Genomic DNA, 25,628 nt, shown 5'->3' on the forward strand with positions numbered 1-25,628 from the left:
GCGGCTTAGATCTCCGTCAAGGAGGCAAGTTGGTTGCTGAGTTCGTTCAAGTTTCTGGCGGCCTGTTCGATCTGTTGCACCGCATCGAGACTTTGTTTCGAAACGGTATCGATGTCTCGGATGCCTTCGTTGAGTTGTCGCACTCCGGCGGCCTGTTGATTGGCGGATGCGGAGATCTGGGTTGCCATTTGGGTCGAATGCGCGAGTGTTTGGGCTAGCGTGTTGATCACCTCTCCCGCCTTGGCGGTCACATCGCTGGCCTGGCTGACGGTATGAGTTCCCTGTTCGGTCGACAGAACGGCTGCGTTGGTCGCGGTTTGGATTTCGTTCAAGATCGATCGCACTTGGGCCGTGGCGCGTTTGGATTGTTCGGCCAGTGATTTGACTTCCGCGGCGACCACGGCAAAGCCCTTGCCATGTTCGCCCGCCCGCGAGGCTTCGACCGCAGCGTTGAGGGCGAGGATGTTGGTTTGTTCGGCGATGTCGCTGACCGTGGCCGTGATTTCGCCAATCGCTTGGGCACGCTCCGCGAGCGAGAGCATGTTGTCGGCGATCGACTCGACTTGTCGCTTGACCTCTTCCATCGATGCCACGGAACCTTCGATCGCCAAGCGTCCTTCATTACCGATTTCGTCGGTGTGGCGGGCGGCTTGTGCGACTTCGTCGGCACGCTGGGCGGCTTGCGCCGCGGTTTGGGCGATCTCTTCGGCTGTCGCGACAACCTCCGATACCGTTGCGGCTTGCTCCTGAGCCCCTGTGGATTGTTGGCTTGTGGTGATCAGAATTTGTTGGCTGGCAGAAGCCAGACGCTGCACCGCGCTACGAATGGCATCAAACAATTTCGCCCGTTCCTGTTCGTTGCGTTTGCGATCGGCAATGTCCTGCAGCGTGGCGATGTAAATCTCTTCGCCTGCGTAGCTCATCACCACCACTCGCAACAATAATGGCAGTTCGGATCCATTGTGATGACGTCCCGTTATCTCCGATCCCGATCCGAGCCGACGGACTTCTCCGGGGGCGAGGTTGTGCGAGGGGTGTGGCGACGCATCGGTGCATAGCACGCGACTCAGTCGAGAAGCGCTCTGGCCAATGAGTTGAACTTCGTCGTAGTCAAACATTTCAAGGGTCGCATGGTTGCACGATAAAATGGTGCCTTCGCAGTTCATCGAGATGATCGCATCGGCGGTGGAGTCGATCGTCGCTTGCGTACGTGCTTTTTGATTCTTGGCCTCGGCAATGTGGCTGCGCAAGGCTTGCGTCATTGCCCGAAAGGAAGCGTTCAGTTGGTTGACTTCGCCGACGCCGTGGATCTCGGGCAATTCCTGGTCGAGGTGGCCGCCTGCGATCGCGTCGGCCGTTTGGCTGAGTTGGGCAAGCGGAGCGGCCAAGCGTCCGGCGAAGAAGTAGCCGGTGATAAAAACTCCGGCCAAGACGAAAAAACCTGTCATCAGAAAGCGATTCCGCAAGTCGGTCACGCTTTGCAACGCGGACGCTCCGTGTTCGCTGGCGGTCACTCCCCAGAAACGTGACGTGTCACTGGGGTCGTAGTAGATGCGTTTGAAGGTGCCGAGCATCGATTGCCCGTCGGGACGATCCGAGCCTGAGATGAAGATGGCCGAAATGTGCTCCTGGAGTGGTCTTGTCGTTTCCTTAGGGTGCAGTAGTTTTTCAGCACGAACGGGATGCAGTGTATCAAAGCGATCCGCGCTCATCGCGGTCGCGTCACTGTTGCGACTGCAGTATAGAAACTGCATCGTTTCATCGATGATTTCAATCACCTGATTCGGATTTGCGTTGTCGATCGCACTCGTGGTGGCCGCTTTAGAGAACAATCGATCGCCATCGAGGGAGATCACAAACATGCCCTGAAACGTTTCGGGTCGGCCATCGCCGGACTTCGCATGCACGGGGGTGCAGACATGGAGTATCAAGTTGTCTTGGAGATTCGTTCGGAGCGGCGAAATGTAAACACTGGCATTCGTGAGTTCGCGTGTCTTTAGAAAGTGCCGTTCGTGGGTGACCGCAGCAATGTTGTTGGTTTCCAGTACATAGTCGCCGTTTTGAACAGCCACCCGCATCACGCCGCGTCCTGTGGGATCGTAAAAGACGCATTCAATTCGATCGTCATCCCCACGCAGTTCCGTGGTCACAATCTGGGCCAACCGTTCGATCCAAATTTGGGTGGTCGAACCGGTTTCGAGCGGGTCTTGGCCCGGATTTTGTTCGTTGTTCCAGCAACGAATGATGCCAGGAATTGGCGGATAGCTTGGGATCGCTAGGGTGTCGGCTCGGGCGCGGTCGAGTTCGCTTTCGAGATTGCTGGCGACTTCGTTGGTTTGGGCGACCATCTTTTCGAGCGTCATATCGGTCACGATTTGTCGGCCCTTCCAAAACGCGAATGTGCCCATCAGCCACAGGGCAAGCAGCATCACGATTCCAAGTAGAATCGAGATTTGCCAGCGCAAGGAAAGCTGTTGAGGGTGATCCGCCAAACGCATGCCAAAACCTCACTAATTGCCATTAAATCGATTCACTCACTTTGGTCTACATTCAGCTCGTCGCAGCGCAGCAACGCTTCGCCCGAGAAGACAAGCACCCCGTCTTTGGTGCAACCGAGCATCAAGTCTCGATGACTTCCCGTCACGCCCACCGGGTCGAGTAGTTCGTCGCGACGTAATATCGTCAGATGCTCCATTCCGCTGATGACCATTGCAAATTCAGGCCGCTCTTGGCCGAGTACCAAGACTTGTGTCGGTTGCTCGGACGCGTTGGAGTGATCGGCGTCCGGCGGGATCTTGAGCAACTTTCCTAGATCGATGATCGCGGTGACCTCGCCACGCAGATTGGTCACCCCGACAAAATGAGGCGGTGTCTGAGGGATCGGAGTGGTGGCGCTAAGGTAGGTCAATTCAAGCACATATTCCGACGCGATGGCGAATTCTTCTCGGCCAAGCCGAAATCGAACGACCTCCATCACTTGCCGGTTGTCGAGCGCTTGGGCAGGCACGCATGCGAGTTGACGGGCTCGCTCTTGGAGCACCTGTTGGGATTGTTCGGGCGTAAGTTGCTCGGCATCCAATAACGATCGACGCCCCTTCTCTAGCCGCTGTTTCGCATCGGCCCAGTCGAACAGGGGAGGGTTGTGGTTGGGGGGAGCAATCATGGTGACTTCGCCAATAAATCGCAAATTTTCTTCATTTCGGATTCGGCAGCGGCTGCCGTGGCTGCGGCAGTGTCCCGTTTTGAATAGGGAATTAATGCGTGGGGATCTTGTTGAGTGCAGCCTTTGAACGCGTTTTCAAAATGACGGTAAGCGATCTTCCATTGTCCCCGTCGCAGTTGGATCGAGCCAGACAAAAATTGGACCATGACCGCACTTCGGTCTAAAAACAACGCTCGTCCAATCGCTCGAAGTGCCTCATCCAATTGATTTCGATCCAACAGTAAGCTGGCGTGCAGGTAGTGCAGTTCCGTTGCCAAGGGGTGTCGCGCCACGGCATCGGCACAGGATTCAATCGCCGCTTCCGTGCTGATCCGCGCTTGGCTGCGAACGTGGATCGCACAGGCATCGGCATGTTGCAAATGACCTTCGGTCATGCGAATCGCTAAGTCGTAGTTGCCGGACGCGAGTGCCTCGCGTGCCGCCGTTATCGTGCGGGAGGGGGGACGCGTGTGAGACGGCGGAGCGTGGTCTTGGGTAACGTGGTCTTGGGCAGCTTGATCTTGGGTAGCGTCGCCGGGCAACGTCGCTCGCGAGCCGCGAACGGCGTCCGCGGGGCTTGTCGGCTTGCGGGCGTCCTCGGATGTGTGAGGGTCGCGGGGCGTGTGGGTGTCGCGTGGGGTAGGGTGGGGTGGGGATTCAAACGCCGAGTGCGGTTGCGTTTCGTCGTTGGCGAACGCCAGGTGGCGTTGGTAGAACGTTCCATACTCCGTCGTGATCGTGTCCACGTTCGCTTGCGGGGTCAGTGGCGGATCGCCCGACGCCGTGATTAGCCAACCTCCTGGGGCGAGACTCTCGTACAAACGCGGAGCGATCGCATCGATCGTTCCGCGGTCAAAGTAAATTAGAACGTTGCGGCACAGTATCAAATCAAAGTTGTCGATGCCGGCTTGGCGATCGGGATAAGTGTTGGAGGCAAGATTCCGAAGTTGAAAGTGGACACGCCGTCTCAGCCGCTCGCTCAACTCGTAACGCTTTTGATGGTGGGGCAAATGGATCTCGGTGAAATGGTTTTGCACCATCGCCATCGCGCCTCCACGAAACGACCACTCTCGGTAGCTCGCTCGACGCGCTTGAGCAATCGAATGAGGCGAAATGTCGGTGCCTAGCAAATCCACAGGCTGGGACATCTGGTCACAGAGGATCGCCAATGAATACGCTTCTTCGCCCGATGCACAGGCGGCGGACCATGCGCGCAATGGGAGCGACGCTCCGCGACGTGCACGCCATCCCGGGATCACTTGGCGGCGGATAAATTCAAAGTGTTTGGGTTCGCGAAAGAAATAGGTTTCCCCGATCGTGATCTCGTTGACGAGTTGGTTGTAGACGTCGGGGTCCTCGTCGATCGCAGAGACAAAGTCATCCGGATTGTCGAGGTCCAACCGCCGCATCAATTGAGTGAGCGTACGCTCGATTGAGAGCAGTTGATCGCTGCGATAGAAAAGGCCGGTGCGTTGCTGGATCGCGATCAGTAACCGGTTTCGTTCGCTTTCGTTCACCACCACGCTCCATCACAAGTTGAGCGCAGGGGTGAGTTGCGTTGCGGTGGTAGAGGTCGCGATGGCTAAGATCTCTTTCATGGCATCCCCACGGAACCACTGGGACGGTGCGAGCACCTGGACGACGCCCAAATGGGTCTTGGCCACCGTGCGGACGAGACGCGGCGCTGTATCGGTAAGTTGTGGCGGCGCCTCTGAGTGTGGCGGTTTTGTGAGCGGCGGTGGTGTTGTGAGCGGCGCTGAGCCAGCGAGGTGCTCCCCACCTTGGTGGCCGTATTCGGATGCGTTGTCTTGCTCGATTGACAACAAATCGATCGCTTGATCAACGTGCAATGCCATCTCGCAGGCCCCCGCATCGACGACAATCAAGTGATCGCTGTGTCGAAGGGAGGAGGCTCCGAGCCCCAGCAATTGCTGGGTGTCCAGTACGGTCAAAATGCGGCCACGTAGGTTCACCAGTCCCATGACCACGTCGGGAGCCTGTGGCACGGGAGCGAGGGCGACCGCACGGAGCACCCCGCGGACGCATTGGGCGTCGACACCAAAATGACGTCCACCACATTCAAAGACAAGAATTTCAATTTCCATCGCTGTCGACTTATAATAAAAACGACCCAGCGCTGAGCAAGTTGATGCGATCGACAAGTTGGTGCGATCGTACGCCACTTGATCAAAAAGTGCCCGCACACCCCATTCTATACCCCGGCGTGCTTGCTTGCGCTGATAGAATTTCAGCTAGCGATGTGAAATGACGTGGTGCACGGTTCGAATCACACCCATGGGCGACTGCTATGAAAGTCTTGATTGCAGATGACGATCCCGTTTCTCGGCGGTTGTTGCAGAGCTATCTGGAGAAATGGGAGTACGACGTCACGATCGCCATGGATGGAAGCGAAGCGTGGCAATTTTTTCAGCATGATGACTTTTCGCTCGTCATCTGTGATTGGATGATGCCGGGGATGGATGGCCCCGATTTGATCCGGCGGATTCGTGCCTCCAGCCCCCATGGTTACGTTTACACGCTGTTGTTGACGGCGAAAACAAAGAAGTGTGACTTGGTCGAAGGGATGGAGTCCGGCGCCGATGATTTCATTAGCAAACCCTTCAACCATGATGAATTGCATGTGCGGCTACGGGCGGGCGAGCGGATCATCAAACTGGAAAGGTCGTTACGCGAAACTCAAGAAGCGTTGAGGAAGTCGCAAGGTGAGTGATTTGTTGTCAACCGAACTTCGTGATCCACGCGGCAAGGCGCTGCGGATGAATCTGGATCCCCAGCGTTACGGTGCGTTCGCCGAGATCGGTGCCGGACAAGAGGTGGTGCGGTGGTTCTTTCGTGTCGGGGGCGCTGCGGGAACGATCGCCAAAAGCATCTCGGCATATGACATGTCGGTCAGTGATAGTATCTACGGCGCCTGTGAACGTTACGTTTGTCGCCCGCGTCTGCAAAGCATGCTGGATTGCGAATATCAATTGTTGCTCGATCAACTTGGCCCCACGCGAGGCGAGGATACCGCCTTCTTTGCCTTCGCGGACACCGTCTCGGCTCGCAACTTTAAGGGCACCAATGAATGCCATGGTTGGATGGGAATCAAGCTGCAAACGGTCCCTCGGGAACAACCCAGCCAAGTGATCATCCACGTGCGGATGCTCGATGGCGAGAATTCACAACAGCAAGAAGCGCTCGGGATGGTGGGCGTCAACTTGGTCTACGCCGCCTGCTTTCTCAAACACGATCCTGATCAATTTATTCAATCGTTGTTAGATGGTTTGAGTGTGGACCGGATTGAAATCGACATGATCGAGTTTTCGGGAGTCGCGTTTCGTCAAGTCGACAATCGCATCATGAGTATGAAATTGGTGCAGCTCGATCTGAGCAACGCAGCGATGTTCGCGGCCGATGGCACAGTGTTGCAACCCTCGGAAGTCCTTTACAAGAAACCGATTCTCGTCGAACGCGGCAGCTTTCGTCCGGTCACCCATGTCAATATGGACATGCTCCGTTGTGCCCATGAGCAATTTGCCGCCGAGCTCGGAGCGGATGCGGGCGAGATTGTGCAGTTGACCGAAATCACTCTGAAAAGTTTGTTAACTAATGGTGAAGCGGATTATGCCGATTTCCTCGCACGCATCGAGTTGCTTGCGTCCGAAGGGATGATGGTGATGATTTCGGATTACTTTGAATATTATCGCTTGGCGGCCTATCTGGCTCGCTACAGCCGAAATCGGATCGGCATTACAATGGGAGCGGCAAGCTTGCGTGAGCTGTTCAACGAAAAGTACTACACCGAGCTTCAAGGCGGAGTGTTGGAGTCGTTTGGGCGATTGTTCAAGAGCGAGTTGAAGCTCTATATCTATCCCCATCTGGATCCAGAAACGGGGGATTTTACGGCGGTTCAAAATCTGGAAGTCGCGCCCAATCTTCGCAAGCTTTACGAGTACCTCGTCGAACGAGGCTGTATCGACCAACTGAGCACCTTCAACGATGCCTACCTATCGATCTTCTCACGCGACGTCTTGAAGAACATCAAAGATGGCGATGCACGCTGGGAAACGATGGTCTCGCCGCATGTCGCGGCGATCATCAAAGAGCGAGGGTTCTTTGGTTACCAAGGGGAATGACCCGGGATCATTGCCCGCCGCTCTAACGGGGTGAGTGAGGCAAATCGCGGCTGATGGCGTTGGCGGCCCAGTTCGTTGGCGGTCTAGTTCATTTGCGGCCCAGTTCATTTCGATGTGAATCAAATCGGGGCGGCTTGCTCGTGGATTCGCGCCGCGATCGCGCGGGCCACCAACGCATCGGGGCCGAGATAAGACGACAATCGAATTTCGGCGTCGGGGAATTGCCTTTGCACGGTGGTGACCGTTTTTTGGATGGCTTGAAACAAACGGCCATCAAACAGCAGATGAGGGTGTACGAGGATTTGGCCACCCCGTTGGGCGAGTTGCTCGAGCGTTTCCTGCAGACCTGGTTTCGCCATCGCATAGAATGCGGTCGACCGGTGGGGGAGGCCAAGTCGATACGAAACCAATTCACTCAGCACACGCATGTCCGCTTGCGCACAGGGATCGTAGCTGCCACGCCCGACCATTAGCAGCGAGATTTCGTGATCGGGGTTGGTGAACCCCGAGCGGGTTTGTCGGAGCAGCCCGCAAACCAATTCCACGATCGCCATGTGCCGAGAAATGGGGCGGGTGTGAACGTAGGCGATGTGTGGCGTTTTCGCGTGGCACGTTTTTACCAAATCAGGGATGTCCTGCTTGGCGTGTCCGGCGGCAAATAGCAGCAGTGGAGCGACGCGGATTTCCGAAACGCCCTGCTCGACCAAGCATCGCCAAGCGTCCTGGATCGTGGGCGATTGGAACTCCAGCAAGCAGGGCTGGATTTGCATCGAGGGGATTTCATCGCTCAGTTTGTCGGACAACTGAAAGAATTGCTTGGTTCCTTCCTCGTCGCGAGTCCCATGCCCGACCAACAAGACGCCAACTTGCTTGACGTCTTGCGCCGCTTGTTTGGTCTTCACGGCTTGCTTGGGCTTCACGGCTTGCCGGGACTTCACGGCTTGCTTGGACTTCACGATGGGTGCATCGCTCACCTAGTGTACGACGTCCGATTTTGCGAAGCCTTCTTTTTCCAGATCGCTAAGCGCTTGGCGGACGTTGAAGCCTGATTGGTAATGCACAACGACTTGTCGATTGTCGATGATGCCTGCTTCTTTCTGCTCCGCCAATTCAACGGTTTCGACAGCCTCGCTGTTCTCCAACAGCTCCTTGACTCGTGGGTAGCAAGACACGGAGCAGTGCATATCGGGAACGGCAATCGTGAGCGTTCCGGCATCGCGGGTCACTTCGCTGGCTACGGTCGTGGTCGAGGGCGACGCGGAGTCGGCTTGGGAAGACTCACTCGGCATTTTGGCAACGGCCACCATGATAATGACGGAGGCGAGGGCTGCGATCGCATAGGCAATTCCACGCATGAAGATTTCTCTTGATTTAATGAGGAAGGAAACGGGATGAATGGACTGTAGCGTGCTCGCTGCACGCGGCAAGATCAACTGTTCGTTTTCACGCCTGGATCATCGGCGACATTGACCCACACATGAACGTGCGGTGCACCTCGATAGTGCCACACAAACGCGGGACCTTCAAGACGCCAATTGTCCCAGACCTTGTCATTGCCAAGATCGTGGTCTTGGTAAAACGACAATTGACAGGTTTCCAACCCCCCCTGGCTCTGCAGGCAGCGAATCACTTCGTCGCGATCGCTTTGGCGATACGGTTCGACCAATTTTTGCAGCACCGTTTGCAGATGGGCTTGTTGGTCCGCGGACATATCCGAGACCGGTAAACCAGTCCGTTTGCCTTGTTTGCCTTGGAAATGGACCGCTTGTTCTCGCGGGGTTGTAGCGACCAAGGCTTCCTTTTGTTGACGCCCATCGAGCATTTTATACAAGTCGTTCGCCGCGATCGCTTGCTCCCAAAATACGTTGTCGATGTGTCGTGGGCCCTCGTTGAACTCAGGGGCGTGACCATAGAAAATGGGACCGCCGAACGCGACATGGTCGGTGGAGTCACCGTCACAGCGCAGCGTCATGTGTCGCCCGGTCATCACCATTTCGAACTTGCCTTGCCCCGGCGTTCCGAAGATCGCAATCGATTGCTCGTTTCCGAATCCACCCGCGTCATCTTCGAGTTGTTGGTAGTAACGTTCGTGCCAATCGGGATGAATGATCGACTCAAAGGTTTGTTTAATCAAATCGCGTTGCGCGTCGGAGTAGAAGTCGTCGTTGATTTCGTGTTTGGTGATATTCCAATTGTTGGCAACGAACGTTCGTAGCAGACCGCGTTTGGAGTCTTGGTGGTCCCACGCGAAGCAGATATCGGCGCGTTGTTTTTCGTTGAGGGTTTCGTAGAGACGTCCGACTAACGATTCCGCGCTCGGGGACGCTTCGGCCGCCTGAGTTGCCGAGCAAAGCAGTGGAGCGGCAGCGGTGCCCGCGACCACTGCGGAGGTTTGCTCAAGAAATTGACGCCGATTGATTGAATGCCGATCGTTCATTGCGCGGTCCTTCAGTCGTGGGATGGATCAAAATGGATCTGAATACGAAAGTCGCTCCGCAGGTCGGGGCCTCGACTTGATACTCCAAGCATGGAGTGTGGGATTGAAATTGGGCAGGATTCGAAACCGCCGATATTATAGGAGTCTCCGCCCCCGAGTGGGGAAATAAAGTCGATTCGACTTTTTTAAAAACGCACAAAACGCGGAGCCAGATTCGGCCTGCAAATGCCATCGGCTTGTCGGTGCCCGCGACACAAAAACTCCGTACGCGATTCGAATCGCGTACGGAGTCCAAGTGTTGCATGGCAGGAGGTTGGGGTTAGCTCTTGGCTCCTTTTCGCATTTCGATTTGATACCCTTGGCGATAGGGGCGAGCCAAAAAGCCATTGGCTTCGTCGTCGCCGATGATTTGTTCGGTCGCGTTGTCCCATTTCAGATCGCGACCCAACCGCGCCGAGATGCCCGCCAAGTGGCACACGTTGAGCATTTCCATGTGCGTGTGGACGTCGGAGATGGGATCCTTTCGTTCGCGGACGCAATGCAAGAAGTTTGCCCAATGTTGCTTGCGTTCGTTGTGCTCCATCGGCATGCCTCGATAGACCTTGGCAATGGCATCCTCGGGAAGGGGATTGTCTTTCAGGTCGTCGACCGGTTGTCCCACCAATTTGCCGCGATTGACGAAGATTTTACCTTCGGTTCCCGTGATCAAGACACCGTTGTCGGTGTCGTTGCGAATGATCATTTCCGTTCCGCCAGGATATTGGACGTTGAAATGGAATCCAGTCGCGGTGTTGTAGCGATCGTTTTGAATCGGGAAGCCATCCTTGAAATCAACGGGATGTTTCGCCGTTCCGCCGATGGAAACCGGACCTTCGGTTTGGCCGTTTAGTTTCAGTGCCCAGTTGCAGATATCCACGTGATGGGCACCCCAATCGGTCAGTTTTCCGCCCGAGTATTCGTACCACCAACGAAACTCGTAGTGACCATTGGTGAGGGGGCGTTTGCCTTTGCCATCGTCTAGGAATCGGTAGTCGACCTTGGGTGCGGGACCGAGCCAGCGGTCCCAATTCAAGTTGCCCGGGACTTCCGCGACGGGCAGCACGGGGCTGGAGGGGGCACCGCCAATCGCCGCTTGGACCTGGGTAATCTTTCCCAGTCGCCCTTCGGCAACGATCGCCATCGCTTTGACGAACAAGGGAAACGTGCTGCGTTGTTGCGTGCCGACTTGAACGACGCGTCCGGTTTCCTTTTGGACTTTGCGAATCAGCTTGCCTTCATCGATCGTCAACGTCAGCGGTTTTTCGCAATAGACGTCTTTGCCCGCCAACATCGCTTCGACCAGCGGTTTGGTGTGCCAGTGGTCGGGCGTTGCGATGTGAATCACGTCGATATCGTCGCGCTCAATCAGCTCGCGGTAGTCTTCGTAGACATCGGCTTTGCCAGCGGCGAAGCGTTGGTTGAAGCTGTTGCGATGTCCTTGGTCGACATCGGCGATCGCAACGACATCGAGCCACTCTTTTGCCGTGTTGATGTTTCCCGATGCCATGCCGCCCGCGCCAATCACCCCGATCGTCATGCGGTCGTTCTTGGTTTTTGCATCCTCCGCAAACGTTTTCGGGTTCGAGAAAAAGTAAGGGGCCGAAGCCGCTGCCCCCGCAACTGCAGTCGACTTGAGGAAATCGCGGCGGGCGTTGGGGTGGCTGTTGCGACCGTTTGAGGGGGTGTTTTTTGAGTGATTCATGTACGCAAACCCTATCTGGAGCGATGGTGGGGTGGGGGGGATCGTCAGAGCAGTATACCCGCAATTGACAAAAAGGTGGATTCAAGTCACCCAAGAAGCCGATTGATGGCATGGATTGCGGTGTTAGCGGTTTTTGTCGGACTTATTTGCCGAGCTGCCGAGCTGCCGAGCTGCCCGGTGGGACGAGCGTCCGGGGGGGCAGTGAAATCCAAGGGCGGTTAAATCCCGCCCGATTCGCGGAGCGACGCCATGCCGAAGGGGGAGCCTCATTGTCGCTCCGAGCCCGTGTGTCGGGATTCGCTGGTACGGTTTCGCTGGGCATCTGATCTTCGCTGGGCATCTGATCAACAGTCGCTCGGCGTGATACACTACAGAATTGCCAATTCAGAGCATCTTTTCCGTTTCTTGAACTCATTACCGAGCCTCGCGTCCATGACTTTCCAATCCAATGTCCAAGCTTTGGATGCTGCGATCGCCGAACGCAACGCCCAAAAAATCCGTTCCATCCTGCTGAAGCTTGATTTCGTGTTGATCAATATTGACGACGAAGAGGAGGCTGATGGCGACGAAGAGAGCATGGGGGCATTGACCGCAGAGATCGAGGAGCACGATGTGCTTGTGGCCTTCTCGTCCGAAGAAAACGCCGGGCTTTTTGTAGGCGAAATGGGCGACCTGTTCACCGAAGAGGACGAAGTCCAAGGCTTCGTCGTGGACGGGGAAACGTTGCTGGAGTTCTTGCCTGAAGGATTCGGGTTGCTGATCAATCCCGAAACGGAATTCAAGCAAATTATCGATCCCGAATTGGCGACCGAAGTCCTTGAGTTGGGCGAACCGATGGAAGGTTAAGCAGCGGCTTGGTTTGCCGCGGAAGTTCTCTTTTCGCGGCAAAACCGACTCCAGCTACCGACGTTTTGCCCTCTTAACGTCATTGCTAACTCCCGATGCCACCGCCCATCATGCCACCGCCCAGCGCGGTGGGGTCGCGATGGCGTGGCATGGACTGCGGCGTCGTTTTTATGACGTCTGTTTCGGTTTTACTAAGCAGTGAAATCCCACGCAGGGCTCCTCCTCTTCTCGCTCGTCCGTTGCCGCTTGCAATAAATCTTGGACTTGCTGTAGCCGTGCGGGATTGAGCGCCGCGGAGACGACCCGTTGTTGGCCATCGTCGCCGACCACCACGGTCGTGATCACCGCCACGGTGTCTTCGTGCTGCAACGCTTGGATGATGTGCTCGCCGACTTGCTGCTCTGCATTCTTGATCGTGGTCACAAACTGGGCGATTTGATTTGAATCGACATTGTTGGTGACCTGTGCCAGCGACTGTGTCTCGGCAGCGTCGGGTGAGTCTGTGTCGGGTGAGTCTGTGTCGGGTGAGTCTGTGTCGGGGTCGTTCTCGGGCGGAAGGTCACTCGGGGTGGAGGCGTTCATGCAGTTGGAAATCCGGAGTTGCTAGCAATAAAAGGAGGAACTGGGGGGAGAGCCACGGGGATTTCCACATCCTAGCGGTTTTATTATTTGTTTGCCGAGTCCAGCGTTCGTTGCCCAATGCAAAAGTCGATGGGCCCGATTCAAAAGTCGATGGGGCGAAGCAATCGATGTTGACCGCGAGTTGGCGTATTTCGTAAATCTCAGCAGCATCCGATTTACGGTTCCGAGGCATCGTCGCCATTGGCAGATCGAGCCAAGCCCCCCCAGCTTTCGACAGGGAGTCGAGTGCATGATTCGAAGTTTTTCACAGTGGAAACGACAGCGGAAGGAACAACGCCGTCGACGTGAACTAAACGACCCCTCTCGATACCCTCTCGATATGCAGCGGGATGTCGTCAGTACCATGGTTGCCGTCAAAGACTACACGATGACCTCGGTCGACCGACTGCACGGACTATGCGAGGCGGTGCGTTATGTGTCCTCGGCCGGAATTCCTGGCGATATCGTCGAGTGCGGCGTGTGGCGAGGCGGCAGCATGATGGCGGTTGCGAACATGTTGGCCCAATTCGGTGATACCGAACGCCATTTGCATCTGTTCGACACCTTTAGCGGAATGAGCGAACCGACGAGCAAGGACGTCGCGGTCGATGGTCATGTCGCCGAGGAATTGCTCAAGATCGAATCCAAAGAAGACCCCAAATCGGTTTGGTGCGTTTCCGCGTTGGACGAAGTAAAAGCCAACATGAAACAAACCGGCTACGACGAAAGTCGAGTTCATTTTCACGAGGGGATGGTTGAAGAGACGATCCCAGGTCATGCGCCCGAGAAAATCGCACTGCTTCGCTTGGATACCGATTGGTACGAGTCGACACGGCACGAAATGGAACATTTGTTTCCTCGGCTTGCGGATGGCGGCGTTCTCATTATCGATGATTATGGTCATTGGGAAGGTGCCCGAAGGGCGGTCGATGAATACCTTTCCAAGCACGGCATCGGCATGATGTTGCACCGTCTCGATTACACCGGTCGCATTGGAATCCGTCACAATGCAGTGAAGCTGGCGGCGTCGCAACCGGATACCGGTGCAGGCACTAGCCTCGTTCATCAAGGATCTCGTCATGACGCAGCCTAGTGCGTATTTGAATGTCGGATGTGGGAACTGCTACCATCCCGATTGGACCAATGTGGATTTAGTCGCCAGTGGTCCAGAGGTGTATCAGTGTGACCTGCGTCGCGGCTTGCCTTACGAAGCTGAGCAGTTTGCAGCGGTGTACCATTCGCATGTGCTGGAGCATCTAACTCCCGACAATGCCGCGACCATGCTACGCGATTGTTTTCGCGTGCTGCGTCCAGGCGGGATTATTCGTGTCGTGGTGCCCGACTTGGAAGGGATCGCGACCGCCTACCTGCAAACGCTGAACGAAGCGGACGGAGGAGACGAGAAAGCCATCGCGAATCATCAATGGATGACGCTTGAACTTCTCGATCAAATGACGCGAGCGAGAAGCGGTGGTTTGATGAAGCTAGCGATGGAAAACCCCGCTCAGATCAACCGCGATTTCATCCGGTCGCGAATTGGCGCGGAAATGGATCCGGCAAAGAAGGCGAAGAGAACGTGGCGCAACCGTCTGTCGCGTTGGGGGCGTTCGACCAGGAAACAATTGGCTGCTACCGCGGTTGCGATCGTGCAAGGCAGGTCGGGACGCGATGCGTTCCGCGAAGGTAATTTCCGAGATTCAGGGGAAATCCATCGCTGGATGTATGACCGTGTTTCGCTTGCTCGATTGTTGCGAGAGGTGGGCTTCGAAAACGCGAGTGTTGTTTCTGCCAACGAAAGCCAAATCGAATTGTTTGATTCTTTTGAGCTCGATTATGTTGGTTCGTCACCGCGAAAGCCCGACTCGCTTTACATGGAAGCGACGCGTCCTCGAGATGCCAAACAAACGAACGTTGGTCTGTCCCGAGCGGCCTAACTTAGGTGTTGCGGCCTTGCGAATGCAGTGAGTTTCAGAGGACTCAAATATGATCGTTGACCAACTTTGCTATGGTGTTAGCGGCGGCGCCGCAGGTGCCGCCCAAAGGATCCATGCCGGACTATTGGCTGCTGGGGTCGATAGTCGGTATTGGCATTCACCCAAGCTCAGCCGTTCGGAAATGCCCGAGACGCAACCTCTTGTTTGGCCATCGAACACTGACGCTCGCCCTTTAAATCGAGCCTTCGACCGTCTCTCTCGTACCGCTTCGTTGACGTGGGCAAAACGCCGTCACCGTCCTGGGCCCAGTCCAACACGCGAGTATTTCAGCAGCGGAAGGCTGCGTCACGCAACCCCTTTTCCGACGTCCCAATTGACCGGTGACGTGCTGATGATCCACTGGGTCGGTAAGCTGTTTGACTATCCGACTTTTTTTCAATCGCTACCTAAACAGCGGCCGATCGTTTGGGTTTTGCATGACATGAATCCGTTTACCGGTGGATGTCATTTTTCAGCGGGTTGCGATCGCTTTGAAAGAGGGTGTGGAAGTTGTCCACAGCTGGATCATGCACATGCGTCGGATCCGTCGGCGCGAACGATGGCGATGAAGACCGAACTGTATCGTGAACTTGACTTGCATGTCGTCTCGGTGAGTCATTGGATGAGCGAGCAAGCGAAACGATCGATGCCGATGAGGAATGCGGCAAGTCATCACGTCATTCCGCTAGGAATCGACATCCAAGCGTTTGCTCCGATCGAAAAATCCCAAGCCAAAGCGGCGCTAGGGCTTCGTTCCGATCGAAAGGTGATTGCCTTTGGTGCCGACGTCGCGACGAATCGTCGCAAAGGGTTTCATTGTTTGATGGAAGCTTGGCCGAGACTTGATCCCAATCAAGTCCAAGGGATCATGTTCGGAGGAGGCGATGCTCCGCAGTTGCCGTCCAATGTCGCTTCGATTCGTCATTTTGGTTACATTCGTGACGCGCTGCAAAAGCAGTTGTTCTATTCAGCGGCCGACATGTTCGTGATGCCATCGCTCGAAGACAACTTGCCACAAACCGGGCTCGAAGCCTCGGCCTGCGGCACCCCAGTGGTCGCTTTCGATGCTGGCGGAATTCCAGATTATGTTCGGCATCACAACACGGGTTTGCTGGCTCCCACCGGCGACAGCGAAGCGTTAGCAGTGCAGATCAAGTGGATGCTTGACCATCCTGAGCAACGACTCGCGATGGGAGTCAAGGCGCGCGAGATGATGCAGCAGGAATTCACTGGCCCGCTCGAAACGTCTCGTTACCAAGCGTTACTGCAACAAGTCGTACGCGGGGCCTCGGCCGCGGGAAAACGGGTCGCATAGGAACCCCAGCGACAAATGGGTCGGCAACGTTGGTCGGCAAAGCAGATTCGGCATGAACCGCTGGTCACCAGCGGCGTGACGCCAAAATCGGTGACGGCAACTCGGTGACGGCAACTCGGTGACGGCAACTCGGCGACGACGTCGATTTGCTCTCGCTCGCCGAATTGATGGTCCAATCTTTTCGCCCACGGCCCCACGTTTTTTCCTGGGCCCACCGTGCGGGGGGGGGCTTCTGTGTCGCTGTGGGATGCTTCCGCGAGGTTTGGCGAGGGATTTCAGCGAGAAAAGTGGCGATAAAAATGTGAATCGTTCGCGAAAGGAAGCGAAGGGTGGTGTCGAGGCCCAGCATGGCTAGCAATTCGATGAGCAGGTCTTGTGGCTCAGCTTGTTTACGGTAGCCCATTTAAGCGTGATTCCCGCTCGTTGCTTTCGCAATTTTTGCTGGGTTTGCGTGCTGAGGTGGGGGATCCAGGGTGTTAGAATAGGGGTTTGGCGCATCCGGCGAGGTGTTGCAGGCTCTTTTTTAGGCGACCGAGAGCGTTTCAGACGGCTTGCATCGCGTAGCGGAGGCGAAGAAATGCGTGGCCGCAACCCGCCATTGGCCTCGACGATTCTGCGGTTTGCCTGCTACATTGCCCCGCTTGCCCAACACGGCGTCTTCCGACAATCCAATTCCATTCACAGGCCACCTCACGCCGTGATCGTCATTCTGCAAAGCAACGTTACGGACGAGCAAATCGATCACGTGCTTCAGCGTATCGAAGCGCTCGGGCTCCAGCACCACCTGAGTCGCGGTACGTTTCGTACGATTGTTGGCATTATCGGTGACGAAGAAAAGCTGCAAGCCGAGCCGCTCAACGCGATTCCTGGGGTCGCTCAGGTGATTGCGGTCATGCAGCCGTACAAGCTAGCCTCGCTCGAAGCTCACCCCGAACCGAGCATCATCGATGTTTCGGGCGTGAAGATCGGCAAGGGGCATCTCGGCATGATCGCGGGTCCGTGCAGCGTCGAAGATCGCGATCGCATGTTCCGGATCGCCGAAAGTGTTTGTGAATCGGGAGCCAATCTGTTTCGAGGCGGCGCCTACAAACCACGCACCAGCCCGTACGCGTTCCAGGGGCTCGGCGAAGCGGGGTTGAAACTGCTCCGCGAGGTCGGGGACAAATTCAATGTGCCCGTCGTCACGGAGGTCACCGATCCCCGATTGGTCGAATTGGTCGCCGAGCACGCCGATATGCTGCAAGTCGGTGCCCGAAACATGCAGAACTTTGCCTTGCTGACGGAAGTCGGCAAATCGCAACGTCCCGTGTTACTCAAGCGGGGGATGAGTGCGACGATCAACGACTTGTTGATGTGTGCCGAGTATATTTTATCGCAAGGCAATATGAACGTGGTGCTGTGCGAGCGTGGCGTGAAAGGCTTTGATAACGTCACCCGCAATTTGTTCGATGTGGCGGCCGTTCCGGTGCTGCATGGTTTGACCCATCTGCCTGTGATCGTCGATCCTTCGCATGCGACCGGTCGACCCGACTTGATTCCGGCCTGTGCGCTTGCCGGCTTGGCGGCGGGGGCCGATGGGGTGCATATCGAAGTTCACGATTGCCCCGAAGAAGCGAAGAGTGATGGGCCTCAAGCCCTACTACCCGATCAATATCGTCAGCTTGCGGTTCAAATGAAGGAACTCGCCAAGCTGTTTGGAAAAACCGTATCCCCTCTCCCGGAGAAAAAGGGTTGAGTCGTCAAACAATCATTGCTGGTAACTGGAAGATGAACACCCGTTGCGAAAGTGCCGTTGCACTCGCAAAGGGCGTCGTGGCTGCGGTGGGCGAAAAGCCGACCGTTCAAGTCGTGCTCTGTCCGCCTGCGGTTTACCTGCACACCGTTGCCGACGCGGTCGCGGGAACGGCCGTGGAGCTCGGAGCCCAAAACCTTTACGCGGCTGAGGATGGTGCCTTCACCGGCGAAGTCAATGCCGCGATGTTGACCGATGTCGGTTGCGGTTACGTGATCCTAGGGCATAGCGAGCGTCGCGCCCTGATGGGAGAAACCGATGCGGACGTTAGCACCAAGTTGCACGCCGCTTTGGCAGGCAATTTGGTGCCGATCGTGTGCGTAGGCGAAACGCTCCAAGACCGTGAAGCCAACCAGACCGAAGCGGTCATCGAAACCCAAATCCGCGGTTCGTTGGCGGGGCTCGACGAAGTTCGAGCGGCCGGCATCGTCGTCGCCTACGAGCCCGTCTGGGCGATCGGGACGGGAAAAACGGCATCGCCCGAACAAGCCGAAGAGGTTCACGCGTTCATTCGCTCCTTGTTGGGCGAGTTGTTCACAACCGACGTAGCGGCACAAATCCGTATTCAATACGGTGGCAGCGTCAAACCGAGTAACGCCAAGGAATTGCTTGGGCAACCGAATATCGACGGCGCCTTGGTTGGCGGAGCTAGCTTGAAAGCGGAAGACTTCGCTGGAATCATCGCGGCAGGTTGAGCTTGCTTCGCGAAACACACCCCTACACATCGTTTATTTGAAGGACGAACCTGTCATGACCGCTCTGCTCGTTGGTTTTTTGCTGCTTGCTTCTCTCGAGGGAGCCATTTTGGGCTTCTTGATGGGATTCCTGTCGTTGTTTTTGATTCTGTTGGTCTTGATCCAACGCGGAAAAGGGGGCGGGTTGACCGGAGCACTTGGGGGTCCCGGGGGACAAAGTGCATTCGGTAGCAAAGCGGGTGACACCTTCACCGTGATTACTGTCGTCGTGGCGACCGTGTGGGCGTTCTCATGTGCCTTTACGATGTGGTTGCTCGGCACTCACGCTCCATCGACGACCACGGTCGATTCTGCGGTTTCCGCGGTCGGAGACGACTCGGCGGCGAGCAGCGAAACCTTGAATTTGCCCTCGTTGGATGCGGACGGGCTGAGCGGCTTGGAAGCGGAGCTTTCGGGTGGTGACGATGCCAAAACCAATGCCGTTGAATTGACACCGGCAACCAGCGGCGACGCTCCGGCGATGGAAGCTCCTGCCGAGGAAGCTCCTGCTACGGAAGCTCCCGCTACAGAGAAACCTGCTGAGGAAACTCCTGCGGAGAAGAAGCCTGCTGAGGAGAAGCCCGCCGCGGAAGCGGCCGACGCGAGTGCAACCCCTGCACCTGAAACGCCCGCGGCAACCGAAAAAGCAGCAGAAGCGGCCGAGAGTGACGGCGACAAGTAGACAGCATGAGCTCTGTGATCATTGAAAACGCGCGCAGCATGACGGGCCAAGGTCATGCCACCCAGCAAACGGATCTCGGTACGTTTGTGGTGGAGGTGCGCACCGTGAATAACCGCGGCTTTAAGTGCGCCCTGAGGTCCACCGATTCGCTGTCGTCGTTTGACAGTCGGGTGGAGTCGCTGGTGCGAACCTTGATTCACCGCGGCAGTGTGAATCTAGCGATTAGTTGGAAGCGGCCGCCCGCAGAAACGCTTCCGCAAATCGACTCGGAAGTGTTGGGGGCTTACTTCTCGCAATTGCAAAACGCCAAGAATACCTTTGCTGGAGAAGGGGCCACGATCGATCTGGCTCAACTTGCAATGCTTCCAGGCGTCATTGTCCAGAAGACTCAAGATCGGCGTGACAACGCGGTCCTGTGGGAAACCGTTCAGCAAACGATCCGCGACGCCGTGCAGAGTCTGGATGTGATGCGGGCTCAAGAGGGAGCCAATATGGCTGCGAGTCTTCGCATGGATTGCGAGCTGATTCGTCAACACGTCGCTCAGATCGCGGAGCTTGCACCGCAAAGTGTGGACGCCTACCAAAAGCGGCTGGAGACAAAGATTCAGCGGGTCTTAGCGCAGCACGAGATCGATGTGCCAATGATCGATCTGTTGAGGGAAGTCCAAATCTATGCCGATCGTGTGGACTACAGCGAAGAGGTCATGCGGTTAGGCAGTCATTTGCAGTTGTTTGAGCAGACGCTTAGCGGCAAGGTCGCTGGCGATTCGCAGCCGCCCGCGAGCCAAACGGACGCAGGCCAGATTGACGCGAGCCAAGCTGACGCGGGCAACGATCGGGAGCCATCGGGCCGCAAGTTGGAGTTTATCGTTCAGGAGATGTTGCGAGAAACCAACACGATTGGCAGCAAGGCGTCGCAAACGGAGATTTCGGCGCATGTGGTCGAGATCAAGTGTGCGATCGAACGGATGCGAGAATTGGTCCAAAATCTCGAATAATCCTACGAAAGCAAAGTATGAGTGAGGAAGGGTGTGGTCGATTGGTCATTGTTTCGGGTCCGAGTGGGGCGGGGAAATCGACCGTCTTGCGCCGGCTGAGATCGGAATGCGAATTGCCGCTCCAAATGAGCGTGTCGGCGACCACCCGGCCGCCTCGCCCCGGTGAACGAGATGGAGTGGATTACTTTTTTCTTGATCACGAAGAGTTTGAACAGCGACGCCAAGTGGGTGATTTCCTCGAGTGCAAAGAGGTTTTTGGCCGCGGGCATTGGTATGGAACGTTAAACGAGCAGGTCGCCACTGGCCTGAATGCCGGAAAATGGGTTATTTTGGAGATCGATGTTCAAGGAGCGCTGGCAATCCTCGATCATCAAGAGTTCAATCCGATTACACTCTTCATTCACCCGGGCGGAACCGAGGAGCTTGAGCGGCGACTTCGCACGCGTGCAACGGAGTCCGAGGCTGCGATTGCGGCTCGGCTCGAAACAGCCTGTCGAGAGATGCAGTTCATGCATCGCTATCAATACGAAATCATCAACGAGTCGGTCGATCAAGCCGTCTTGGATATCTGCCAAATTTTGAAAGACCAAAAGGAAACAAAGCCATGCTCGAAGAGCTAAAAGAAGAAGAGATTGTCAACAAGGTCGGTGGCCGTTTTAAATTGAGCACGCTGATTCAAAAGCGATTGGTTCAATTGAACCAGGGGAGCCGGGCGCTCGTGAACGTCGACACCCACGACAAGATGACGATTGTTTTGCAAGAGATCATGCAGGACAAGATCGTCTTGAACATGGACAATGAGATCCAGACGCTCGAGGATCTGACCGCGGCAGCCGATGCCGCCTCGGACGGCCCCGATTTGGATGCATCCGATCTATGAGTAAGGAAGGGCGAGCGATCTTGCTCGCCGTCGGCGGTGGCATTGCAGCCTACAAGTCTGCGACCGTATGCAGTCGGCTCGTTCAATCGGGCTACGATCTGCGTACGGCGATGACTTCGTCGGCGACTCAGTTTATTGGCGCGGCAACCTTTGCGGCGCTCTCGGGAAAGCCGGTCGCCCAGGATTCGTTTGATTCCCCTCGTTTTCCGTTGGGAGCTCATATCGAGTGGACTCGCGACTTGGCATTGATGATTGTAGCGCCGGCCACCGCTAATCTTTTAGCCAAGTTTGCAACGGGGCTGGCCGACGATCTTATCAGTACGCTGTACCTGCAAGCGGAGTGTCCCGTGCTGCTCGCCCCGGCGATGAGTGCATCGATGTGGAGCAAACCGTCGGTCCAGCGGAATGTGGAAGTCCTGCGCGGCGATGGGTGCCATTTTGTCGGACCCGAGTCAGGTTGGTTAAGTTGTCGCGTTCGCGGAGAAGGACGCATGGCGGAGCCCAATTCCATCGTCGAATCGGCTATGCTTCGGATTGCTTCGCATTAGCTTGCTTGCTAAATGTGTGGATCCACTTCTAAATCTCTTTGCTGCGTTTCGCGGTTCGAGCTAAATCATGACTCTGTTTGTCTTTGGGCACCGCAATCCCGATACCGATGCGATTTGCAGTGCCATTGCGTACTCCGATTTCCTCAAGCAAACCAGTCGCCCGGATGCAATCGCCGCCTGTTGTGGTGCTCCGAATCAACGTACCGAGTTTGCCCTCCGCAAAGCCAAGTTGCCGCCGCCGCGGATCATCATGGACGTGCGTCCTGAGATCGAGGATGTGTGTCAGCGTAATGTGATCTTCGCGCGCCAAACCGAAGTCTTTTTCGAAGTCTACCAACGGATGAAAGAGCATGGGTTGAGCGCGATTCCGGTCTTGGATCATGACGACAAGGTGCTTGGGATTGTGACCTTGCTCGATCTGTTGGAGCTCGTGCTGCAAGGCGATGTGGATCCGGTTCACTCCCGCGAAGTGTGTAGCAATCTCAGCAAGGTCGCCTCGGTTCTCGATGGTGAGTTCCAACATAGCGTCAAGCCTGACCAGACCGACGAATTCGTCGTGATCGTGGGGGCGATGAGTGCGGAAGGATTCACCAAGCGAATGAAGCAATTTCCCGCTGACCGCTTGTTGGTGGTTAGCGGTGACCGTCCCACGATCCAGTTGCCAGCTCTGGAGATGGGCGTGCGAGCATTGGTGATCACGGGCGGCTACGAGTTGTCGAGTGGTTTGTTGCACTTGGCGGAAGCCCGAGGCGTTTCCGTGATCGTGAGCCCGTATGACACCGCCACGACCACGATGCGTATCAAGGCTGCGCGGTTGATCGATTCCGTCGTTAACGATGAGTTTATTTCGTTGCCAGCCAAGATGCCGGTCGCAACGGCGCGTCAACAAGTCTTTCGCACCATGCAAACCGTTTTTCCCGTGGTCGACAACGGCAAGCTATTTGGAGTGCTGAGTAAAAGTGATTTGGTGAATCCACCGATGCCTGAATTGGTGCTGGTCGATCACAACGAGTTGTCACAGGCGGTCCAAGGGGCGGAGGATGCGATCATCAGCGAAGTGCTTGATCATCATCGCCTCGGAGGTTCGCTGAAGTCATCCAATCCCATTCGTTTCACACTAGAACCAGTCGGGTCCACGTGCACGTTGGTCGCACGCAAGTTTCGTCAGGCGAACTTGGAACCCACTTCGGGGGTGGCGCTGTGCATGGCGTCAGGCATCATCAGCGATACGCTGTTTTTACGCTCGCCAACGACGACCGATGTGGATCGAGACATTTTGGCTTGGTTGCAACAATTTTGCACGCTTGATTTGAAAGAGTATGCGACGGAGTTCTTTGAGGTCGGGTCGGCACTGCGTAGCGGAGAAGCGGAACGCGTGGTGCGCGAGGATTGCAAAGAGTTTGAAGAGGCGGGAGTCAAGTTCTCCATTTCTCAGATTGAAGAAATCGGCTTTGATCTTTTCTGGGATCGTAAAGGCGAGCTTGTGGCCGCGCTGGAACAGCTCTCCAAGGAGAATCAGCTCGATTTTTCAGCGTTGTTGGTCACGGACATCGCCAGCAACGGCAGTTTGTTGTTGATGAGCCGCGAACCCGATGGCTGGGACGAGATCAACTATCCCGAGCTCGAAGAGAATCTGTACGAATTAGAAGAGGTGGTCAGCCGCAAAAAGCAACTGTTGCCCTTGATCATCAGTCTGTTGGATTCCGCGCCGGCATCGAGCAGGTAAAAAATCTCCTGGCCGTTCGAACCATTGATTATTCGCGAAACGATTGCATGGGAGTGACCTACGATCGACATCATTAATGAATCCATTTACGACCATCCAAAGTACTACGACCTCGTCTTTGGTGCCGATTGTGCAGCCGAAGTGAACTTCATCCAAGCTTGCGGAAGCGAGTGGATGGAGCGTGCGCCGAAGCGATTGTTCGAGCCTGCGTGTGGCACCGGACGGCTGTTGTACGCGTTGGTGAAAAAAGGCTTTCGAGTCGATGGTCTCGACTTGAATCCCAAAGCGGTTGAGTTTTGCAATGCAAGATTCCGCCGACACGGAGTGCGTGAATCGGCGTTTGTTGCTGACATGTCCGATTTTTCCACGACCTGGAAATGCGATCTGGCGTTCAACACGATCAACAGCTTTCGGCATCTCTGCAGCGAGCGAGAAGCACGCGGGCATTTGCAGTGCATGGGGCAGGTCGTTCGTCCCGGCGGGCTGTATTTGCTCGGCGTTCATCTAACGCCAACGACGGTCCCGCCGAGTGAGACGGAGTCGTGGTCCGCCCGCCGCGGACATTTGGCAATCAATACACACATGTGGACGAACGAGCGAGATACCGAGAGCCGTATTGAGCGATTTGGAATTCGTTTTGATATTCACAGTCCCTCGAAAAGTTTTCGCATCACGGATGAGCTCGTGCTGCGAAGCTATACCCCCAAGCAAATGAATCGATTGATTAAATCGAGCAAGTGTTGGGATGTCGCTGCAACCTATGACTTTGGATACGACGTACATCAGCCGATTGACGTCGACGCATCGACCGAAGATGTGGTTTACGTTCTGCGTCGCAAACCTGACGCGAGTTGAGTGGGTCGCGCGATCGCTTTCCGCGGCGCTAGCGATGGTTCGTGTGCAGCAAAGCGAAGCGGGGAAAGCGACGATACGCACCCCCCCCTTTTTTGGGTGGATGGCTTTGCCCGGCGCTGCGATCCCGGCGCTGCGAAGAGGTTTGCGGTCGCAATCGCCCGCGGCACCGCGATGCCCACGGTGGGCTTCGCGTACCAAGTGTCTTCTAGAGAGACGGCGAGCTACGGTCGTCGCGATCGTCCGGATGACGCAAAAAAAATGGCTCCGGCGAGCGTAAAAATTGAGATCCCTCCAGCGATCATGGCATTGTGGCCCCAGCCATCTTTGTCTTCCTGGATTTTCTTGTAGAGATAGGGCGAGGGAAGTTCCAGACTGGCCTCTTCCATCTGTTCGTACTCGCGGAGCAGTTCGGCGGGGTTCCGGGTGGGGTAGATTTCGCGGATCTCTTGGACGTGCCGTTGCGTCGTCATCGGGACCTCAATCGTGGCCCAGCGAATGCCGCAGTATCCGGCAATCAATAGACTTGCGGTGCAAATCAGCCCCAACGCAACCGTCCCAATTCGCTGGGCAAATCCAGGCTCCTCGAAGGGGGGGGCTTCGCGATCCGAGGAAGCGGTTTGGGCTTCGTCCTGGGGGAGCTGTCTGAGCTCACGGAGCCTTGGGATAGCGACCGTTTCGCCACAGGAGGGGCATTGCGTCTGGTCGCCCGCCTGGGAGGGAGAAACCGCAATGACGCTCTGGCAATGAGGGCAAGAAAGTTGGTACATGAAGATTAATTGAAAAAGAATTGAAGACGAAGTGGGTGGACCGATGAGGCAACCTGACTAAAATCCAAAGTGTGCAAACGGCGCCACCGCCAACCTATACCGCTCCCACCAGCTAACGGAGTCAACGTGCGACTTGTTCTCACTTCCTCCAGCCCTGTGTCGGACACCTTCTTCGGTGGCTCGCGGTAGCAATAGCGAACTGTTTTGTTCGTCCAGGTGAACCCGAAGGATCGGAATCCACCTACAAGAGTGGTTGTTTGCTGAATGCTGCTTGGATGGCAGTAAAAGCTGCAGGACTTCATTGGAGGTCATGAAGCTTGAGAAAGTATGGACGGGGGGAAACTCTTGATTACGGCATCACCGTTGTGTTGG

General features: G+C 56.0%; 25 protein-coding genes. 15 read left to right on the forward strand and 10 right to left on the reverse strand.

Translation table 11 applies throughout. The features are described 5' to 3' along the window. Positions 1-5: 5 nt before the first annotated feature. The 4 genes from Pla52o_RS20255 to Pla52o_RS20270 are packed head-to-tail and all read right to left on the reverse strand — an operon-like array spanning position 6 to position 5,307. Positions 6-2,498 carry a methyl-accepting chemotaxis protein gene (locus tag Pla52o_RS20255; RefSeq protein WP_146596455.1) on the reverse strand — a complete coding sequence of 831 codons (2,493 nt, stop codon included), beginning with the start codon at positions 2,496-2,498 and terminating at the stop codon, positions 6-8. 32 nt (positions 2,499-2,530) lie between these two features. Continuing rightward, positions 2,531-3,163: a chemotaxis protein CheW gene (locus Pla52o_RS20260; RefSeq protein ID WP_146596456.1), complete on the reverse strand. Its 633-nt coding sequence runs from the start codon at positions 3,161-3,163 to the stop codon at positions 2,531-2,533. After that, a complete protein-coding gene (locus Pla52o_RS20265) occupies positions 3,160-4,719 on the reverse strand; it encodes a CheR family methyltransferase (RefSeq protein WP_146596457.1) in 1,560 nt (519 codons plus the stop codon). The genes Pla52o_RS20260 and Pla52o_RS20265 overlap by 4 nt, the downstream gene beginning before the upstream one ends. 12 nt (positions 4,720-4,731) lie before the next feature. Then, a complete protein-coding gene (locus Pla52o_RS20270; protein WP_146596458.1) occupies positions 4,732-5,307 on the reverse strand; it encodes a chemotaxis protein CheW in 576 nt (191 codons plus the stop codon). A 203-nt stretch (positions 5,308-5,510) separates the two neighbouring features. Here Pla52o_RS20270 and Pla52o_RS20275 point away from each other — a divergent pair, with 203 nt between their 5' ends. Then, on the forward strand, positions 5,511-5,933 hold the full coding sequence (locus Pla52o_RS20275) for a response regulator (protein WP_146596459.1): 423 nt from the start codon (positions 5,511-5,513) through the stop codon (positions 5,931-5,933). 4 nt (positions 5,934-5,937) lie between these two features. Then, a complete protein-coding gene (locus Pla52o_RS20280) occupies positions 5,938-7,341 on the forward strand; it encodes a TonB-dependent receptor (protein ID WP_390620909.1) in 1,404 nt (467 codons plus the stop codon). Between the two features lie 119 nt (positions 7,342-7,460). Here Pla52o_RS20280 and Pla52o_RS20285 read toward each other — a convergent pair whose 3' ends face one another. The 4 genes from Pla52o_RS20285 to Pla52o_RS20300 form a co-directional block, all read right to left on the reverse strand. Then, on the reverse strand, positions 7,461-8,297 hold the full coding sequence (locus tag Pla52o_RS20285; RefSeq protein WP_197169392.1) for a sirohydrochlorin chelatase: 837 nt from the start codon (positions 8,295-8,297) through the stop codon (positions 7,461-7,463). An 18-nt stretch (positions 8,298-8,315) separates the two neighbouring features. Next, positions 8,316-8,696, reverse strand: coding sequence for a hypothetical protein (locus tag Pla52o_RS27085; RefSeq protein ID WP_197169393.1), 381 nt, complete (start codon positions 8,694-8,696; stop codon positions 8,316-8,318). A gap of 74 nt (positions 8,697-8,770) precedes the next feature. Further along, the gene (locus Pla52o_RS20295; protein ID WP_146596463.1) at positions 8,771-9,778 is read right to left on the reverse strand and encodes a DUF3500 domain-containing protein; all 1,008 of its coding nucleotides are present in this window, start codon (positions 9,776-9,778) and stop codon (positions 8,771-8,773) included. 319 nt (positions 9,779-10,097) lie between these two features. After that, positions 10,098-11,519, reverse strand: a complete 1,422-nt coding sequence (locus Pla52o_RS20300) for a Gfo/Idh/MocA family protein (protein WP_146596464.1) — start codon at positions 11,517-11,519, stop codon at positions 10,098-10,100. Positions 11,520-11,951: 432 nt separating this feature from the next. Between Pla52o_RS20300 and Pla52o_RS20305 the strand changes: the two genes are divergently transcribed. Next, complete coding sequence (locus Pla52o_RS20305) at positions 11,952-12,365, forward strand: SseB family protein (RefSeq protein ID WP_197169394.1); 414 nt, start codon at positions 11,952-11,954, stop codon at positions 12,363-12,365. Between the two features lie 168 nt (positions 12,366-12,533). Here Pla52o_RS20305 and Pla52o_RS20310 read toward each other — a convergent pair whose 3' ends face one another. Continuing rightward, positions 12,534-12,947 (reverse strand): hypothetical protein, encoded by a 414-nt coding sequence (locus tag Pla52o_RS20310; RefSeq protein WP_146596466.1) that lies wholly within the window; start codon positions 12,945-12,947, stop codon positions 12,534-12,536. Between the two features lie 289 nt (positions 12,948-13,236). Between Pla52o_RS20310 and Pla52o_RS20315 the strand changes: the two genes are divergently transcribed. The 12 genes from Pla52o_RS20315 to Pla52o_RS20370 all read left to right on the forward strand — a co-directional run bounded on the left by Pla52o_RS20315 (position 13,237) and on the right by Pla52o_RS20370 (position 24,489). Then, a complete protein-coding gene (locus tag Pla52o_RS20315; RefSeq protein ID WP_146596467.1) occupies positions 13,237-14,079 on the forward strand; it encodes a TylF/MycF/NovP-related O-methyltransferase in 843 nt (280 codons plus the stop codon). After that, positions 14,066-14,920: a class I SAM-dependent methyltransferase gene (locus Pla52o_RS20320; RefSeq protein WP_146596468.1), complete on the forward strand. Its 855-nt coding sequence runs from the start codon at positions 14,066-14,068 to the stop codon at positions 14,918-14,920. Before Pla52o_RS20315 ends, Pla52o_RS20320 begins: the two co-directional genes overlap by 14 nt. A gap of 49 nt (positions 14,921-14,969) precedes the next feature. Next, entirely contained in the window at positions 14,970-16,274 is a 1,305-nt protein-coding gene (locus tag Pla52o_RS20325) for a glycosyltransferase (protein ID WP_146596469.1), read from the forward strand. Between the two features lie 697 nt (positions 16,275-16,971). Next, positions 16,972-18,009, forward strand: coding sequence for a 3-deoxy-7-phosphoheptulonate synthase (aroF, locus tag Pla52o_RS20330; protein ID WP_146596603.1), 1,038 nt, complete (start codon positions 16,972-16,974; stop codon positions 18,007-18,009). Next, entirely contained in the window at positions 18,006-18,761 is a 756-nt protein-coding gene (tpiA, locus tag Pla52o_RS20335) for a triose-phosphate isomerase (protein ID WP_146596470.1), read from the forward strand. Before aroF ends, tpiA begins: the two co-directional genes overlap by 4 nt. 55 nt (positions 18,762-18,816) lie before the next feature. After that, a complete protein-coding gene (gene secG / locus Pla52o_RS20340; protein ID WP_197169396.1) occupies positions 18,817-19,482 on the forward strand; it encodes a preprotein translocase subunit SecG in 666 nt (221 codons plus the stop codon). Between the two features lie 5 nt (positions 19,483-19,487). Continuing rightward, entirely contained in the window at positions 19,488-20,480 is a 993-nt protein-coding gene (locus Pla52o_RS20345) for a YicC family protein (RefSeq protein WP_146596471.1), read from the forward strand. A gap of 17 nt (positions 20,481-20,497) precedes the next feature. Beyond that, on the forward strand, positions 20,498-21,100 hold the full coding sequence (gmk, locus tag Pla52o_RS20350; RefSeq protein WP_146596472.1) for a guanylate kinase: 603 nt from the start codon (positions 20,498-20,500) through the stop codon (positions 21,098-21,100). Continuing rightward, positions 21,085-21,360, forward strand: a complete 276-nt coding sequence (locus Pla52o_RS20355; RefSeq protein WP_146596473.1) for a DNA-directed RNA polymerase subunit omega — start codon at positions 21,085-21,087, stop codon at positions 21,358-21,360. The genes gmk and Pla52o_RS20355 overlap by 16 nt, the downstream gene beginning before the upstream one ends. Continuing rightward, on the forward strand, positions 21,357-21,908 hold the full coding sequence (locus Pla52o_RS20360) for a flavoprotein (RefSeq protein WP_146596474.1): 552 nt from the start codon (positions 21,357-21,359) through the stop codon (positions 21,906-21,908). The genes Pla52o_RS20355 and Pla52o_RS20360 overlap by 4 nt, the downstream gene beginning before the upstream one ends. Positions 21,909-21,975: 67 nt before the next feature. Further along, on the forward strand, positions 21,976-23,634 hold the full coding sequence (locus Pla52o_RS20365; protein ID WP_146596475.1) for a putative manganese-dependent inorganic diphosphatase: 1,659 nt from the start codon (positions 21,976-21,978) through the stop codon (positions 23,632-23,634). Positions 23,635-23,775: 141 nt separating this feature from the next. Further along, positions 23,776-24,489 (forward strand): class I SAM-dependent methyltransferase, encoded by a 714-nt coding sequence (locus tag Pla52o_RS20370; RefSeq protein WP_231612503.1) that lies wholly within the window; start codon positions 23,776-23,778, stop codon positions 24,487-24,489. A gap of 221 nt (positions 24,490-24,710) precedes the next feature. Here Pla52o_RS20370 and Pla52o_RS20375 read toward each other — a convergent pair whose 3' ends face one another. After that, the gene (locus Pla52o_RS20375) at positions 24,711-25,256 is read right to left on the reverse strand and encodes a hypothetical protein (RefSeq protein ID WP_146596477.1); all 546 of its coding nucleotides are present in this window, start codon (positions 25,254-25,256) and stop codon (positions 24,711-24,713) included. Positions 25,257-25,628: the final 372 nt, after the last annotated feature.

Origin of the sequence: Novipirellula galeiformis, from assembly GCF_007860095.1 — a bacterium.
GTDB classification, from domain to species: Bacteria; Planctomycetota; Planctomycetia; order Pirellulales; family Pirellulaceae; genus Novipirellula; species Novipirellula galeiformis.

Bases quoted from the DNA above. Each gene is read 5' to 3' on its own strand.
- gmk (WP_146596472.1), top strand. From the start codon at position 20,498: ATGAGTGAGGAAGGGTGTGGTCGATTGGTCATTGTTTCGGGTCCGAGT.
- Pla52o_RS20295 (WP_146596463.1), bottom strand. From the start codon at position 9,778: ATGAACGATCGGCATTCAATCAATCGGCGTCAATTTCTTGAGCAAACC.
- Pla52o_RS20275 (WP_146596459.1), top strand. From the start codon at position 5,511: ATGAAAGTCTTGATTGCAGATGACGATCCCGTTTCTCGGCGGTTGTTG.
- Pla52o_RS20355 (WP_146596473.1), top strand. From the start codon at position 21,085: ATGCTCGAAGAGCTAAAAGAAGAAGAGATTGTCAACAAGGTCGGTGGC.
- Pla52o_RS27085 (WP_197169393.1), bottom strand. From the start codon at position 8,696: ATGCGTGGAATTGCCTATGCGATCGCAGCCCTCGCCTCCGTCATTATC.
- Pla52o_RS20255 (WP_146596455.1), bottom strand. From the start codon at position 2,498: ATGCGTTTGGCGGATCACCCTCAACAGCTTTCCTTGCGCTGGCAAATC.
- Pla52o_RS20305 (WP_197169394.1), top strand. From the start codon at position 11,952: ATGACTTTCCAATCCAATGTCCAAGCTTTGGATGCTGCGATCGCCGAA.
- Pla52o_RS20270 (WP_146596458.1), bottom strand. From the start codon at position 5,307: ATGGAAATTGAAATTCTTGTCTTTGAATGTGGTGGACGTCATTTTGGT.
- Pla52o_RS20300 (WP_146596464.1), bottom strand. From the start codon at position 11,519: ATGAATCACTCAAAAAACACCCCCTCAAACGGTCGCAACAGCCACCCC.
- Pla52o_RS20260 (WP_146596456.1), bottom strand. From the start codon at position 3,163: ATGATTGCTCCCCCCAACCACAACCCTCCCCTGTTCGACTGGGCCGAT.
- Pla52o_RS20325 (WP_146596469.1), top strand. From the start codon at position 14,970: ATGATCGTTGACCAACTTTGCTATGGTGTTAGCGGCGGCGCCGCAGGT.
- secG (WP_197169396.1), top strand. From the start codon at position 18,817: ATGACCGCTCTGCTCGTTGGTTTTTTGCTGCTTGCTTCTCTCGAGGGA.
- Pla52o_RS20310 (WP_146596466.1), bottom strand. From the start codon at position 12,947: ATGAACGCCTCCACCCCGAGTGACCTTCCGCCCGAGAACGACCCCGAC.
- Pla52o_RS20320 (WP_146596468.1), top strand. From the start codon at position 14,066: ATGACGCAGCCTAGTGCGTATTTGAATGTCGGATGTGGGAACTGCTAC.
- Pla52o_RS20375 (WP_146596477.1), bottom strand. From the start codon at position 25,256: ATGTACCAACTTTCTTGCCCTCATTGCCAGAGCGTCATTGCGGTTTCT.
- Pla52o_RS20360 (WP_146596474.1), top strand. From the start codon at position 21,357: ATGAGTAAGGAAGGGCGAGCGATCTTGCTCGCCGTCGGCGGTGGCATT.
- Pla52o_RS20345 (WP_146596471.1), top strand. From the start codon at position 19,488: ATGAGCTCTGTGATCATTGAAAACGCGCGCAGCATGACGGGCCAAGGT.
- Pla52o_RS20365 (WP_146596475.1), top strand. From the start codon at position 21,976: ATGACTCTGTTTGTCTTTGGGCACCGCAATCCCGATACCGATGCGATT.
- Pla52o_RS20315 (WP_146596467.1), top strand. From the start codon at position 13,237: ATGATTCGAAGTTTTTCACAGTGGAAACGACAGCGGAAGGAACAACGC.